The 15,041-nt window shown below is 38.9% G+C and carries 14 protein-coding genes and 1 tRNA gene; 11 read left to right on the top strand and 4 right to left on the bottom strand.

What is annotated here, in order from left to right; all coding sequences use genetic code 11:
- Window positions 1-29: 29 nt before the first annotated feature.
- The 4 genes from ADHAQ_RS25445 (at window position 30) to lpxB (ending at window position 3,572) form a co-directional block, all read left to right on the top strand.
- The gene (locus ADHAQ_RS25445; protein ID WP_051359872.1) at window positions 30-929 is read left to right on the top strand and encodes an ABC transporter substrate-binding protein; all 900 of its coding nucleotides are present in this window, start codon (window positions 30-32) and stop codon (window positions 927-929) included.
- A complete protein-coding gene (locus ADHAQ_RS0111775; protein WP_245590603.1) occupies window positions 926-1,936 on the top strand; it encodes a FecCD family ABC transporter permease in 1,011 nt (336 codons plus the stop codon). Before ADHAQ_RS25445 ends, ADHAQ_RS0111775 begins: the two co-directional genes overlap by 4 nt.
- Window positions 1,936-2,352, top strand: a complete 417-nt coding sequence (locus ADHAQ_RS0111770) for a 6-pyruvoyl trahydropterin synthase family protein (protein ID WP_026463102.1) — start codon at window positions 1,936-1,938, stop codon at window positions 2,350-2,352. The genes ADHAQ_RS0111775 and ADHAQ_RS0111770 overlap by 1 nt, the downstream gene beginning before the upstream one ends.
- Window positions 2,353-2,465: 113 nt before the next feature.
- The gene (gene lpxB / locus ADHAQ_RS0111765) at window positions 2,466-3,572 is read left to right on the top strand and encodes a lipid-A-disaccharide synthase (protein WP_026463101.1); all 1,107 of its coding nucleotides are present in this window, start codon (window positions 2,466-2,468) and stop codon (window positions 3,570-3,572) included.
- A gap of 92 nt (window positions 3,573-3,664) precedes the next feature.
- Here lpxB and clpX read toward each other — a convergent pair whose 3' ends face one another.
- Window positions 3,665-4,888, bottom strand: coding sequence for an ATP-dependent Clp protease ATP-binding subunit ClpX (gene clpX / locus ADHAQ_RS0111760; protein WP_026463100.1), 1,224 nt, complete (start codon window positions 4,886-4,888; stop codon window positions 3,665-3,667).
- Window positions 4,889-5,187: 299 nt separating this feature from the next.
- Between clpX and ADHAQ_RS25440 the strand changes: the two genes are divergently transcribed.
- Together ADHAQ_RS25440 and ADHAQ_RS0111750 are read left to right on the top strand one after the other, a co-directional pair.
- Window positions 5,188-6,456: an AAA family ATPase gene (locus ADHAQ_RS25440; RefSeq protein ID WP_051359871.1), complete on the top strand. Its 1,269-nt coding sequence runs from the start codon at window positions 5,188-5,190 to the stop codon at window positions 6,454-6,456.
- Window positions 6,457-6,466: 10 nt separating this feature from the next.
- Window positions 6,467-7,504 (top strand): 5-methylcytosine restriction system specificity protein McrC, encoded by a 1,038-nt coding sequence (locus ADHAQ_RS0111750; RefSeq protein ID WP_157433404.1) that lies wholly within the window; start codon window positions 6,467-6,469, stop codon window positions 7,502-7,504.
- A gap of 51 nt (window positions 7,505-7,555) precedes the next feature.
- Here the strand turns inward: ADHAQ_RS0111750 and ADHAQ_RS0111745 are convergent, their stop codons facing one another.
- The 3 genes from ADHAQ_RS0111745 to ADHAQ_RS0111735 form a co-directional block, all read right to left on the bottom strand.
- Window positions 7,556-8,257 (bottom strand): ClpP family protease, encoded by a 702-nt coding sequence (locus ADHAQ_RS0111745; RefSeq protein ID WP_026463098.1) that lies wholly within the window; start codon window positions 8,255-8,257, stop codon window positions 7,556-7,558.
- Window positions 8,258-8,381: 124 nt separating this feature from the next.
- The gene (tig, locus tag ADHAQ_RS0111740) at window positions 8,382-9,713 is read right to left on the bottom strand and encodes a trigger factor (RefSeq protein WP_026463097.1); all 1,332 of its coding nucleotides are present in this window, start codon (window positions 9,711-9,713) and stop codon (window positions 8,382-8,384) included.
- Between the two features lie 80 nt (window positions 9,714-9,793).
- A tRNA-Leu gene (locus ADHAQ_RS0111735) sits at window positions 9,794-9,875 on the bottom strand.
- Between the two features lie 268 nt (window positions 9,876-10,143).
- Here ADHAQ_RS0111735 and ADHAQ_RS0111730 point away from each other — a divergent pair.
- The 5 genes from ADHAQ_RS0111730 to ADHAQ_RS28110 all read left to right on the top strand — a co-directional run bounded on the left by ADHAQ_RS0111730 (window position 10,144) and on the right by ADHAQ_RS28110 (window position 14,873).
- A complete protein-coding gene (locus tag ADHAQ_RS0111730) occupies window positions 10,144-12,339 on the top strand; it encodes a RelA/SpoT family protein (RefSeq protein ID WP_034256772.1) in 2,196 nt (731 codons plus the stop codon).
- Between the two features lie 107 nt (window positions 12,340-12,446).
- Window positions 12,447-12,917, top strand: a complete 471-nt coding sequence (locus ADHAQ_RS0111725) for a Fur family transcriptional regulator (protein WP_026463095.1) — start codon at window positions 12,447-12,449, stop codon at window positions 12,915-12,917.
- Entirely contained in the window at window positions 12,914-13,261 is a 348-nt protein-coding gene (locus ADHAQ_RS0111720; protein WP_026463094.1) for an STAS domain-containing protein, read from the top strand. The genes ADHAQ_RS0111725 and ADHAQ_RS0111720 overlap by 4 nt, the downstream gene beginning before the upstream one ends.
- Window positions 13,262-13,265: 4 nt before the next feature.
- On the top strand, window positions 13,266-14,555 hold the full coding sequence (locus ADHAQ_RS0111715) for an adenylosuccinate synthase (RefSeq protein ID WP_026463093.1): 1,290 nt from the start codon (window positions 13,266-13,268) through the stop codon (window positions 14,553-14,555).
- 180 nt (window positions 14,556-14,735) lie between these two features.
- Window positions 14,736-14,873 (top strand): hypothetical protein, encoded by a 138-nt coding sequence (locus tag ADHAQ_RS28110; protein ID WP_157433389.1) that lies wholly within the window; start codon window positions 14,736-14,738, stop codon window positions 14,871-14,873.
- Window positions 14,874-15,041 lie beyond the last annotated feature (168 nt).

The following is a 15,041-nucleotide window of genomic DNA, read 5'->3' as shown; positions in this document are numbered from 1 at the left end:
GCCTACGTGTTTAAGCAACTTTGTTTCGAATGTTTGTAAAAAAGCTTTTTTATTTCTTTTCTATTTTTTTAGCAAGTTTGTTTTATGCCTGCCAGAGTAAGCAACCACAGGAGAAGCAAATTAACTCTGTAACCGTAACCGACGATTTAGGAAGAAAGGTAAAAATACCGGCAAACCCCAAACGCATTATGGCTTTGGCCCCTTCGGCAACCGAAATGCTTTATGCGGTAGCCGATGAGAAAACTATTATTGGCCGGACCCAAAATTGCGACTTTCCTGAAAAAGTAAAGAAGAAGCCGGTGGTAAATAACTACCCCATGGATTACGAACAGCTGGTGCTGCTTAAACCCGATTTAATTTTTACGGTGGAAGGCATTACTCCTGCAGAGGTAGCAGCAAAGTTAGAGCGGGATTTACACATACCTGTTTACTATCAGAAGTATGAGAAAGTACAGGACATTTTTAAAGGGTTAACCAACATTGGTAAAATATTGGGTCGGGAAGAACGAGCTAAACAGGTGGTGGATTCTTTAAAAAACGAACTTGCCCAAATCCAGCCTGTAAAGACCTCTAATGCTAAACCCCAGGTGCTGGCTATTACCTGGAACGATCCAATTTACGTGTATGGGCAAAACACCCTTTTTACTGATAAACTTCGATTTTTAGGAGCCGAGAATGCCGTTAAAGAAGTATTTGCTCAATCGTACCCGGCGCTAACCAGGGAGTATATATTAAAATTAAATCCGGATATTATAATAGGAGCGGAACCAGAGAAAATGGAGACTACCTTTTTTAAGCAATATCCGGAGCTTAAGAAGGTGAAAGCCTATCAGCAAAAGAAGATATTTAAAGCTACCGACGATCTGATGGCGCGGCCCAGTCCCCGGGTTGTAGCTTCTATAAAAGAACTTAAAAACTTTATTAAGTGATCAATCGGCGAATACTTTATTTTTCATTCGCACTCCTGTTACTGGTAGGCTTAATAACACTAGGCTTAAAAGTAGGTAGTTTTAAGGCAGATTTTTACCAGCTTAAAGCAGCTCTTTTTGCTTATAATCCCGATGATCAGGTTCATTTTGCTATTGTACAGCTCCGGCTGCCCCGTTTGCTTTTAGCTTTATTGGTGGGTGGTTCTTTGGCTTTTTCTGGTTATTTAATGCAGGCTATGGTGAACAATGCGCTGGCCGATCCTTTTATTTTAGGTACAGCTTCGGGGGCTTCCTTAGGGGCGTCTCTAAGTATTTCGGGTGTGCTGGCAACTACCTGGGGAAGTTTTTACTTGCCGCCAATTTTTGCTTTAGCCGGAGCATTTGGTGTTACTTTAATTGTAATTGCCCTGGGGTATAGGAAGGGGCAGATAATTCCTGCCCAAATGTTATTAGCGGGTATTGCAGTAGGTTCATTGCTAACGGCAATGGTTAGTTTGTTTACTTTCTTATCGGATTCAGAGAGTGCCGTAAGATCTATTTTGTTCTGGTCTATGGGCGATTTTGGACGAGCAAATTGGAATTTATTGCCTTACCCAACAGTAGCCTTAGCCCTTGCATTGCTATTATTCCTGTTTTTACAAAAAGAATTAAACATTTTATTGTTGGGCGCAGAACGAGCCGGTACCCTTGGGGTGCGTGTAGCCCGGACTCGTTGGATTATACTGGCTACTGTTTCGGTTGCTACAGGATTCTCAGTTGCCTTAGCTGGTTCGGTTGGTTTTGTGGGATTAATTGTGCCCCATGTAACCCGAAGCATATTTGGCCTGACCTACAAATGGAATTTATTTTTATGTACATTAATAGGTGGTGGGTTTATGGTAGGTTGTGATATTTTGTCGAGGTTGCTTTATCCGCCGGCTGGTTTACCAATTGGTATCATAACATCGTTCTTTGGTGTGCCTTTCTTCGTATATTTGCTGTTGAAAAAGAGTTATAAGTTTAATTGATGGTTTACTTAAGCAGACTAGAACATTTTAATGCAGCGCATAAGCTGTATAATCCCAATTGGTCGGAAGAGCGGAATAAAGAAGTATTTGGGCCTTGTTCTAACCAAAACTGGCACGGGCATAATTACGAACTGATTGTTACAGTAAAAGGTCAACCAGATCCTGAAACAGGTTTTGTTATTGATTTAAAAAAACTGAGTAATCTAATCCGGGAGCAGATCATAAACAAGGTCGATCATAAAAACCTGAACCTGGATGTGCCCTTTATGCAGGGTAAATTGGCAAGTACTGAAAACCTGGTGATGGAGTTCTGGCGAATTTTAGAACCCTTGATAAGTAGTATTTCTTCGGCCAAACTACATTGCCTGAAACTTTACGAAACACCTCGCAATTTTGTAGAATATTACGGAGAATAATAATCTTTTGCTGACAAGCCCTGATACAATTAAAATTTAATTACCTGAGGTAACTATTTCTGCTCTTAAAGCAAGCACTGGCTACTGTTCAACCCATTTAACAAATAATCATCTTGAAATATTACCTCATAGCAGGAGAGCGTTCCGGAGACTTACATGCTTCCAACTTGATGCGGGAGATAAAAGCTCAGGACCCTGAAGCTAGCTTCCGTTTTTGGGGCGGCGATATGATGCAGACTGTTGGCGGGGAATTAGTGCATCATTATAAAGAGTTGGCTTTTATGGGCTTTGCCGAAGCCGCTGCCAATATCTTTAAAATTGTCAGGTTTCTGAAAGAATGTAAGGCAGATATCATGCAGTATCAGCCTGATGTGGTTATTCTGGTTGATTACGCCGGCTTTAATATGCGAATTGCTAAGTTTGGTAAGTCGCAGGGGTTAAAAGTTTTTTATTATATATCCCCTAAAATCTGGGCCTGGAACCAGGGCAGGGTTCATAATATTAAAAAGCTGGTAGACCGCATGTTTGTAATTCTGCCATTTGAAGAAGCTTTTTATAAACGTTTTGAATATAAGGTTGATTACATAGGGAATCCTATCTCAGATACAGTACGGGCGCACGTACCCAGCACAGATTTCTTAACCCGGAACAACCTTACCGACAAACCTATCATTGCCGTATTACCGGGTAGCCGCAAACAGGAGATTGAAAATATCCTCTTTATAATGCTGAGTGTTATTCCAGCCTTCCGCGAATATCAATTTGTAGTAGCAGGCGTTTCTAATTTAAGTAAGGATTATTACGAGCAGTTTAATCGGGATCCTAATATTAAAATTATCTACGATCAAACCTACGACTTATTAGCAAATGCAAAAGCGGCCCTGGTAACCTCGGGCACAGCTACGCTGGAAACAGCATTGTTTAATGTTCCTCAAATAGTTTGCTATACAACCAGTGCTATTTCTTATTGGATAGGCCGTGCGGTTATAAAAGTACCCTATATCTCGCTGGTAAATTTAATTGCTGATAAACCAGTTGTAAAAGAATTAATTCAGCGTGACCTTACCAAGAATAATATTATTGCTGAATTGAAAAATATTCTGTTGGATGAAGTTTATATCGCCGAACAGAAAGCTGGTTATAAATTTATTCAGGAAAAGTTAGGAGAAGCTAAAGCGGCTGCCAAAGCGGCTAAACTAATGGTTGGTTATTTAAAATAAGAATAAGTACTTAAAAAAGGAAAAAGGCAAGATAAAAGAAAAGGCTCTAATATTACTTAGAGCCTTTTCTTTTATCTTTTTATATAAGTGCTTTATGCTACTTTTAACTGCTTTAACGTTGACTTTTCAAATTGGGTGCGGGCGTAATCCACATCAATTACTAGTTCAGTTACTCCTTCCTGTGATGGTAGTTCAAACATCGCATCCGTCATGATACCTTCGCAAATAGACCGTAAACCACGGGCGCCTAATTTATACTCAGCTGCCTTTTCTACAATATAATCCAACGCTTCATCGTCAAAGGAAATCGAAATGTTCTCCATTTCAAATAAGCGCTTGTATTGTTTAAGAATGGAGTTCTTTGGTTCCGTTAATATAAGACGCAGGGTATTTTTATCTAATGGATTTAAGTGGGTTAAAACTGGTAAACGACCAATTAATTCTGGTATCAAACCAAAAGCTTTTAAGTCCTGAGCAGTTATATATTTCAGGAAGCTATCTGTTTCAGAAATATGATCTAATGAAGTACTGGAGAATCCAATAGGCTTAGAGTTTAAGCGGCTCTTAATTATCCGGTCAATTCCTCCAAAGGCCCCACCACAGATAAATAGAATGTTCTCTGTATTTACAGATATCATTTTTTGTTCCGGGTGCTTACGACCTCCTTGTGGTGGTACATTTACCGAAGTGCCTTCTAATAATTTAAGCAAAGCCTGCTGCACGCCTTCACCACTTACGTCCCTAGTAATGGATGGATTATCGCTCTTACGAGCTATTTTATCTATCTCATCAATGTAAACAATGCCACGTTCTGCTGCTTCCACATTATAATCGGCAGCTTGTAATAAACGGGTTAAAATACTTTCAACGTCTTCACCTACATAACCTGCCTCGGTTAATACAGTAGCATCAGCAATACAGAAAGGAACTTGTAAAATACCGGCCAGCATCCGGGCCAGGAAGGTTTTTCCGGTTCCGGTTTCGCCAACCATAATAATGTTTGATTTTTCAATCACTACATCTTCAGCCTTGGTTTTTTGCATCAGGCGTTTATAGTGATTATAAACGGCCACGCACATTACCTTTTTAGCTTCCTCCTGATCAACAACAAACTGATCCAGGTACTCCTTCATTTCCCGAGGTTTAATTAAATTAAACTTGGGGGTTTTACTGTTGGCGCGAATCTTATTCTCCTCATTCAGGATTTGTTGTGCTTGACCGATGCAGCGTTCGCAAATATGGGCATTAATGCCCGAAATCATTACTGAGACTTCTTTTTTAGTTTTTCCGCAGAAAGAGCAGGTTATATCGGCCATAAAAATTTACTATCGCAAGGGTATTTTAGTGTTATGCTAACAAAGGTACAAAATAGAAAGGTTAGGTTTTATAAATTATTTTTTTGCTTATACCTGATAATGACTGCTTTTAAGCCTAAAGTATCCACAAAATAAAAAATGTGATATTTTATATTTTATTGATATCTAGTTGTTTAGTACTCGTTTTGCTGTGGATATAATGTGGATAAATTTTTGTTAAAAGTTTATATCTATTTTAAACAGAATACGTTAAATGGAACTTCCCTTCGGCGGAAGCGTGTTTTAAGGGCGTAAAAAGCATGAAAGCATTCACTCTTTCTGGTATTACGCGGCAACATGTCCTACAGGCTATCCGCGAAATTGATCTCCGCCATCCGGAGCTAAACTCTTCTACGGTTTATGATGTAGTATACCGCGGTAAGCGCTATCCGCCGCTGGAACTAATGCGCTTGGCTTATAAAATGGCCAATGGTACGGCTGAATGGGCGTTATCCGCTGGCGTTGCCACTAATGCTTATTTAGAAAGAATGGGTTTTGCTGTAGTCCAAAAGCGGCCTTTATTTTTAAGTAAAGCTCTGGATATTCAGTTGCCCCCTATAATGGAACAGGAACAGGTTGCCCTGCAAACCCCAGAAGAAGTTTTACCTACACTACCCGTAAGAGCTGAGGAACCCATCGAGTTTTACGCTAAGCGGAAGGTAGTTGAAAGGTATACTTTAAAAAAAGCATTGGCTGAAATATTTATAAGCGAAGAGCAGCTGAGCAACATTAGGGCTACTTTGCAACAAAAGAAAAATATAATTTTACAAGGTCCACCCGGCACCGGTAAAACTTTTTTAGCTCGCCGTTTAGCTTATTTGGGATTAGGGTATGAGGATGTTGGAAAAGTACAAACTATTCAGTTTCATGCCTCCTTTGCCTATGAAGATTTTATTCAGGGATATAGGCCAGATGGTGAAGGTAAGTTTGTGCTGATGCCTGGGGTTTTTCAGCAGTTTTGTGAAAAAGCAAAGGCTAATCCTGATACCCCTTATTTTTTTATTATAGAAGAAATAAACCGGGGGAACTTAAGAAATATTTTTGGCGAACTGCTTTTATTATTAGAAGCCGATAAGCGTGGAAAAGAGTTTGCGGTAGCCTTGCCCAGCGGCGGTACTCCTTTCTATGTACCGGAGAATCTATTTGTAATCGGAACCATGAATACAGCTGATCAGGCCCTGGTACCTTTGGATTTTGCCTTGCGGCGCCGGTTTGGCTTTGCAAAAATGGAGCCTGCTTTTAATACCCATTTCCGCCGCTTTCTGGAGTACCGGAATACACCTGATGCCCTTATTGATTTAATCTTTTCAAAGTTAGTGGCTTTAAATAAAGAAATAGAGCTTGATAGCTATTTAGGTGAAGGGTTCCGGATTGGCCATAGTTACTTCTGCCATCCGCCCAAATCAGGGGGCGATATAAACTGGTATACCAATCTTGTGCAGCATGAATTAGCACCTTTACTGGAAGAATACTGGTCTGAAAAGCCGGCTAAAGCGAAAGAAGCTATTCGTATGCTTTTAGATATTTAATGTTTTGAAGGTGGCTATTCCTATTCAGAACCTTTACTATATGCTCTGTTATGCCTGGCATATTTTAGACGAAGAAGAATTTACTGATCTAAATGCTATCCCTGGAGCGGAAAGTAGTTTGTCCTTATTAATTTATTTGCTACAAAAGCAAAATCATCACTTAATAAAAAAAGGTATAGCCCAAAACTATGTGCGGGAAACACAGGTTGTAAATGGTATCAAGGGTAAGTTAGAAATCAATCTTTCTTTTCAGGGAAATTTGCTTAAACAGGGCAAGGCTGTTTGTTCCTTTGAAACCACCAGTACGGATATCCTGCTTAACCAGGTTATCAAAGCCACTTTACTTCGTCTGCTCGCTCTAACAGAAATAACGCCAGAGTGGAAGTCCCTTATTCATTATCAAATAAAAGCCTTTCCAGAGGTGAAGGTGGTAGCGGTAAAAAGTACGGATTTTGATCAGGCAAAACAGATTAAAGCTATAAATCCTTACTATAAACCCGTATTGGCCATTTGCGAATTAATCTGGAGTAACTTATTGCCAGAAGCCGAAGACGGGAAATTTTACTTTAGAAGCTTTCTGGAAGATGAACGGCAAATGGGACACTTGTTTGAAGCTTTTGTCCGGAATTTTTACCGGCAGGAACAAAAGCAATATGAAGTAAAAGCCGAGCGAATAAAATGGATCTTAGATACTTCGGATGAAACCGCTCTCGAATATTTGCCTCTGATGGTTACGGATATTTCGTTACTCTCCTCTAAACGCAATATTATTATAGATACCAAATTCTACCGCGCAGCCCTACTAAAGCGATACGAAAAACAAAAACTTATTTCAGCTCATTTATATCAATTATTTGCTTATCTAAAGAACAGGAATAGTAAATATAAAGACCAGCTTACCGAAGGTATGTTGCTTTATCCGGTGGTGCAGCAGGAAATAGATTTAACTTACCATATGCAAGGTCATCAGCTTAGTATTAAGACCATTAACCTGGCTCAGCCATGGCCGCATATAAAGCAGGATTTGTTGGCAATTATTAGGGCATAAAAAAGCCTGGTTAAACCAGGCTCCATTTATATTTAATGTATTTTGCTATTATTAGCTTGCAGTACGGGTTAAAACTTCATCAATTAAGCCGTATTCTTTTGCTTCTTCGGCACGCATCCAGTAGTCACGATCAGAGTTGTCGTGTACTTGCTGATACGTTTTTCCGCTGTGATTAGCAATAATTTCATAAAGCTCTTTTTTAAGCTTTAGAATTTCACGAGCAGTAATTTCAATATCAGAAGCCTGACCTTGAGCTCCTCCAAGCGGTTGGTGAATCATAACGCGGGAGTGAGGCAGAGCAGAACGTTTGCCTTTAGCACCACCACATAATAATACCGCACCCATAGAAGCAGCCAAACCTGTACAGATAGTAGCTACATCTGGCTTTACATATTGCATGGTGTCATAAATGCCTAAACCAGCATAAACTGAACCACCAGGGCTATTTATATATAATAAAATATCTTTCTTGGAATCAGAAGACTCTAAGAACAACAGCTGGGCTGTTATAATATTAGCAATAAAATCATCAACCTGAGTGCCCAGGAAAATAATGCGGTCCATGATTAAACGTGAAAACACGTCAATTTCACGGAAGTTAGTCGGACGTTCTTCAATAACCGAACGCGTCATGCTTTCAATGCGATGCATGTTAGTAGAAGCTTCCACGTGGTTAATATATTGATCTACGCCCAGGCCGCTTAATCCCTGGCCTTTTACAGCAAATTTTCTGAATTCTTCTTTATTAAACATCTTGTCTTTGTTTTAGATGATGGTAGATAGAATGGATTAGTAAAAGCAATGTTACATAAATCGTGCGAAAATAAAAAAAGTCCTTATTGTAAGGACTTTTTTATAAAAAGGTTTAGAAAATTGCTTATTGTTCTACAATATTTCTGAATTCTTCAGCACTAACTGACTTTTCGACTACTGTAATCTTCTCTTTTATTACATCAATAACGCGGTCTGCCAAAATGGCTTCATATTCGTTAATGTAGTTACGCCCGTCATTTTGTTTTAAGAAGTTATCTAGGTAACCGCTGATCGATTCTTCAATTTCCGGAGAAGGCTCGTTGATGCCAAATTGAGCTAACATTTTTTTCTTAGCAGAAGCTACAACTTCATCGTTGCTTACTTTAATGTTATTTTCTTCCACTACTTTATTCCGGATTAAAGACCACTTTAATTCTTCTTTGTAGCGATCTAAATTTTCTTCGATTTGCTCCTGGGTTAACTTGCCTTGGTTAGCAGTTAATAACCACTTTTTGAAGAATTCATCCGAAATCTGAATATCTGTTTCTTTAACCAGCTTCTCTACCAGGTTATTGTGTAATAATTTTTCAGCCTCAGAATTGTAATTTTCAATAATGGTTTCCTTTACTTTCGCGTCAAATTCTTCGCGGGTAGTAACATTACCTTGGCCAAATATTTTGTCAAATAACTCCTGGTCAAATTCAGCTGGTGTAGTACGGTTGATTTTTTCTACAGTAAATTCAAACGTTCCTTTTAACTCAGCAGCTTTTTGTTTGCTTAAACCAGTTACGTGGCTAATAGCAGCGGCATCGTTGTCAAAAATTTCTTGTATGTCAAAAGAAATAACATCGCCAGCTTGTTTACCTATAAACTGATCCTGCGTTTTCTTAATTTTGTTAATAGGAAGTAAAGTAGAAGTAGTGAAATCACCTTCTAATTCTTTTAATTCACCGGATAAGTAATCATTTTCTTCTGAAGTTTCCGGGTTGTCGGTTTTGCCATATTGGCGTTGCATGTGTTCATACACTTGCTCTAAGGTTTGCTCGTCAGCGTCTACTTTGTAAGCATCTACTGAAACCTTATCCAATGCTAAGCTAAAGTCAGGAATTAAACCCAACTGGAAATCAAATTCAAAAGAAGTTTGCGTATCCCAGTCTATGTTTTGCTGCTTGGTTTCGTCAGGCAATGGTTCGCCTACTAATTTAATATCATTTTCCTTGATATAATCATTTACAGATTTAGAAAGCAAGCTGTTTATTTCTTCAACCAAAATGCCTTTACCGTACATTTTTTTGATCAGACCAGCAGGAACTTTACCCGGACGGAAACCTTTGATTTGAGCCTTGCGGCTATATTCTTTGATTTTTTCGTCCACCTTTGGAGCGTAATCGGCTTCTTCCAACACTACATGTAAGTTTGCTAGAGTTGGGTCGGTTTGGTTTAATGTAATATTCAAGGCTGTAAAATTTAGTGTTTCGACTTAGAACTAGGATAAAAAAATTAACCCTCAACACGAGTACATGTTGAGGGTTTGAGTGCGGATGGAGGGACTCGAACCCCCATGCCGTGAAGCGCCAGATCCTAAGTCTGGTGCGTCTACCAATTTCGCCACATCCGCAGGCTTTCTTTATGGTGGTGCAAATGTAGTATGGTTTTATTTTAAAACAAAAACTATCGCAAAAAAAATTATAAAAATTAAATAATGCGTATCCAGACAGCTATTTTGGTTTTGAATTTGTTCTGTATATAGCGTTAGCATAACAGACCCTCTTTTATAGAATATGTTTATTGCTAACTGTTATGTAAATTTGATTATTCTTAAAAGTAGATTAAGGTAAAAGCAAGATTACAGAATAGTATAATTTGCTTTGCCTCTTCTGAATACTATGATAGATCCTGAAGTAGAGCGTAAAGAAATATTGCAGCATTACCGCCGGTTACTGCGGCATGCGAAACCTTTTTTAAAAGGGAATGATGCCAAAATAATAAAGAAAGCTTTTAATACTTCTTTAGAAGCACATAAGGATATGCGCCGGAAGTCCGGTGAACCTTATATTTTACACCCGCTAGCTGTAGCCCAAATTGCCGTAGAAGAAATAGGCTTAGGTACTACCTCCATAGTAGCAGCTCTTTTGCACGACGTTGTTGAAGATACCGAAATAGAAATTACCGAAATAGAGCGTGATTTTGGTTTGAAAGTAGCCCGGATTATTGAAGGACTTACCAAAATTTCCGGTGTTTTTGATTATGGAACTTCACAGCAGGCCGAAAACTTCCGGAAAATGCTGCTTACCCTATCGGATGATGTTCGGGTTATTCTTATAAAACTAGCAGACCGGTTGCATAATATGCGGACGCTGGGAAGTATGCCCCGGGATAAGCAGTTAAAGATTGCTTCTGAAACCATGTACCTGTATGCCCCGCTGGCGCATCGCTTGGGTTTATATGCTATTAAATCAGAGTTAGAAGACCTTTACTTAAAATATACTGATACGGATACTTATCGGGAGCTATCCTATAAAATTAGGCAAACCAAAAGTTCCCGAACAAAGTTTATCAAAGACTTTACCCACCCAATTGAAGAAGAATTAAAGAAGCAAGGCTTTAAATTTGAGATAAAAGGTCGGCCAAAATCTATCTACTCAATTCTGAAAAAGCTTAAAAAGCAGAATATTCCTTTCGAAGAAGTTTATGATTTATTTGCAATAAGGATTATTCTGGATGTTCCGCACGAAATAGAAAAGGCAGCTTGTTGGTCGGTTTATTCCATTGTTACTGATTTTTACCAGCCTAGTCCACAACGATTGCGTGATTGGATAAGTACGCCGCGGGCTAATGGGTATGAATCTCTGCATACTACAGTAATGAGTAAGACGGGACAATGGGTGGAGGTACAAATCCGGACGAAACGGATGGATGATATTGCTGAAAAAGGTTTTGCGGCCCATTGGAAATACAAAGATGGTTCTAGCCAGCACGAGTCGGCTTTGGAAATGTGGATAAGCCGCGTACGTGATATGCTGGAAACCAATGACTCCAATGCACTGGAGTTTATGGATGAATTCCGGAAGAATCTTTTTGTAGAAGAAGTTATTGTCTTTACCCCAAAAGGCGATCTGAAAATTTTGCCGGACAAAGCAACAGCCCTTGATTTGGCATTTGAAATTCATACCCATATAGGAATGCAATGTATAGGAGCAAAGGTAAACCAGAAACTGGTGCCGCTTAGTTATAAATTGCATAATGGCGATCAGGTCGAAATTTTAACATCTAAAAAGCAGCACCCTACTGCCGAGTGGCTCAAATTTGCCTCTACCTCTAAAGCCCGAACCAAAATAAAAGAATACCTGCGGGAAGATAAAAAGCAAAAATGTGAAATAGGACGCGAACTGGTAGAGAAACAATTAGAGGTATTAAAAATTGAAAAGACGCCGCAAAACTTAAATCGGCTGTGTACCTATTTTGGTATTCACAATCCACAGGAGTTTTACGCCAGGGTTGGGATAGGGAAAATTGATGTTAAAGATATTAAGGAGTTTATATTTGATCCGGCTACTGAAAAAGTAAGATCGTCAGTAGCACAACCTAATACCTTCGATCAGGAGTTGCGCAAGTTACGGGGTGTTAACTCTGACATGTTGGTAATAGGGGAAAATACAGCTAAAATCGATTATAAAATAGCCACTTGTTGTAATCCTATACCGGGCGATGAAGTGTTTGGATTCGAAACTGAAAAAGAAGCTATTCAGATACACCGTACCTCGTGCCCGAAGGCAATTGAATTAATGTCGAACTATGGCAACCGCATAGTAAAAGCCAAATGGACCGACCAATATGAATTGGTATTCTTGGCTGGTATAAGCATAAAAGGTACCGACCGGGTAGGTATGGTAAATGATTTAACCCGAATTATTTCTAACAGCTTAAGGGTTAATATGCGGTCCATCACCTTAGATTCACAGGATGGGGTTTTTGATGGAAGAATAATGGTGTATGTAAATGATACCAGCCATTTAGACAAATTAATTCAACGATTGCAAAAAGTAGAAGGGGTATTATTAGTAGAGCGTTTTGATTCTTAAATATCAAAGAGAGACTGTTAACCGTTCTTTAAGTAAAGCTAAATAATTGAAAACAATTTTTTGGTTTTAATCCTGTATAAAAGTAACATTGTATTTAATTTAGTATAATAGTGTTAGATCAAAAGAAATTTGAGGAAGTAAAAAAAATATTTACAGCTTACCTGGAAAGCAAGGGGTTGCGCAAAACACCTGAACGGTATGCTATACTGGAAGAAATTTACTCTCGAAGTGGTCATTTTGATGTAGAGTCGCTCTACATCAGTATGAAGAATAAAAATTACCAAGTTAGCCGGGCCACTGTATATAATACCTTGGATTTATTGGTAGAAAATGATTTAGTAAGTAAACATCAGTTTGGCCGTAATCTGGCACAGTACGAAAAATCGTATGGCTATCGGCAACACGACCACGTTATCTGTACAGAATGCCATAAGGTTGTTGAATTCTGTGATCCCCGGATACACAATATCCAAACAATGGTGGGCGAACTATTAAATTTTCATATCTTGCACCACTCTTTAAATCTGTACGGCATTTGTGGCGATTGCCGTTCCAAAAATAGTATTGCTACTCCATGAATCTAACACATGCTATAACAAATAATATCTTAACTGCACGATTACAGGGAGACTTAATTGGAAGCCCTGATACGCAGCAACTTTTAGAGGTAGTTAATAACAGTATTAACAAAAATATTATTTTATGTGCCGTCGACTTATCTAAGGTTCGGTTTATTAACAGTAGTGGCATTGGCGTATTGGTGTCATTGCTTACAAAGTTCCGGAACCGGGGTGGGGAAATGGTGCTAATTAATCCATCCGAACATATTCGTAAACTTCTTATAATAACTAAACTTAATGCCATCTTTACGGTGGCCGAAGATGATGCGCAAGCCGCTAATCTTTTAAAAGAATCCAAATAATAAAATGGCAGTAGATATTTTAGTAGGCCTTCAGTGGGGTGACGAAGGTAAAGGAAAAATTGTTGATGTTCTGGCTCCAACTTATGACATTGTGGCTCGCTTTCAGGGAGGTCCCAATGCAGGTCATACCTTAGAATTCGGTGGAACCAAACATGTTTTACATCAAATTCCTTCTGGTATATTTCACCCGCATATTATAAATATTATTGGCAATGGGGTTGTGCTGGACCCAGTAATATTCCGTGCCGAAATGCAGAAGTTGACTGACCGTGGCATTGATGGTTCTAAAAATTTATTTATCTCCCGTAAAGCACAGTTAATTTTACCTTCTCATAAGTTTATCGACCGTGTTCAGGAAGAAGCCTTAGGTGAAAACAAAATTGGATCTACTTTAAAAGGTATAGGACCTACTTACCAAGACAAAATAGGTCGCTTTGGTTTAAGAGTAGGCGATATATTGGCTGCAGATTTCAAAGAACGTTACAACACGGTAATTGAAAGACATCAGAAGATTGTCGGGTTTTATGGTAAATCTTTAGAAATAGAAGAAGCCGAGCGTGATTTCTTTTCAGCTATTGATTACTTGCGCACCTTGCAATTAGTAGATAGTGAGTATATGCTAAACGAAGCAATTGCAGGCGGCAAAAAAATATTAGCTGAAGGCGCTCAAGGGTCTTTATTAGATATAGATTTTGGTACTTACCCGTTTGTAACTTCTTCTAATACATTAGTAGCAGGTGCTTGTACAGGTTTAGGCGTGGCTCCTCGTCATATTGGGGAAGTGTACGGAATATTTAAGGCTTACTGTACCCGGGTGGGTAGTGGTCCTTTCCCTACCGAGCTACATGATGCAGAAGGAGAAAGAATCCGCAAAGCTGGTAATGAATTTGGCTCTACAACAGGTCGTCCGCGCCGTTGTGGTTGGATAGATTTGCCAACATTAAAATATTCCATTATGTTGAACGGGGTAACCCAGTTAAACATGATGAAGGCTGATGTATTGGATGATTTTGAGGAAATCAAAGTTTGTACGCATTATATATTGCCTTCCGGCGAGAAAACTGATAAAGTGCCGCACCAGTTAGTAGACGAAGAGTTAACTCCAGTATATGTAACCTTACCAGGATGGCAAACTAGTTCTAAAAAGGTGGGAGAATATAAGGAACTGCCTCAGGAATTCCTGTCTTACTTAAGCTTTTTAGAAAAAGAACTACAAGTAGAAATAACTATAGTGAGTGTTGGTCCAGATAGAGTAAGTACTTTAAACAAACCCACAGTAGAAGTTTTAGAATAATATAAATTTTGCCAAGAAAGATAAAGCAGCTAGAGATAAACCTTAGCTGCTTTTTTTTATTTTGCAGGTCAGAGGGTAGGGAAGGAGTATAGCAGGGAAAAAGATGACAACTGGTCCTGTAAAAGAAAAAACAAGGTGGTTTGGTAAAAAAAGTTGAGCCGTTAACACCTTCATTAGCAGATGAAGAAGAGGCTGGAACGGCATAAGAAACAGGAAAAGCAAGCAAGGGTGCTTGTTTACCGGAGGAAACCTACTACCTTTGTGCAACCAAATCAGCAGGAGGCGGAAACAGAGCGGCTGCATAACCAGCAGGAATAAAAAAAGTTTAAATTTTTTGCTAACAATGTGAAAAAGCTTTCTTATCTTTGCAACCGTTTCCAATGAAAAAGAGGTTTAGGGTTTTTAGAGCAGGAAAAGAAGAGAAAGTCTTCTGAAAAAAATAAAAAAACTTTGCATAGAAGTTTGCGGGTAGAAAAAATATTACTA

The sequence above is a fragment of the Adhaeribacter aquaticus DSM 16391 genome, assembly GCF_000473365.1.
Lineage (GTDB): Bacteria > Bacteroidota > Bacteroidia > Cytophagales > Hymenobacteraceae > Adhaeribacter > Adhaeribacter aquaticus.
Note: the sequence above shows the minus strand (reverse complement) of the source record. Positions and strands in the feature narration are given on the sequence as shown.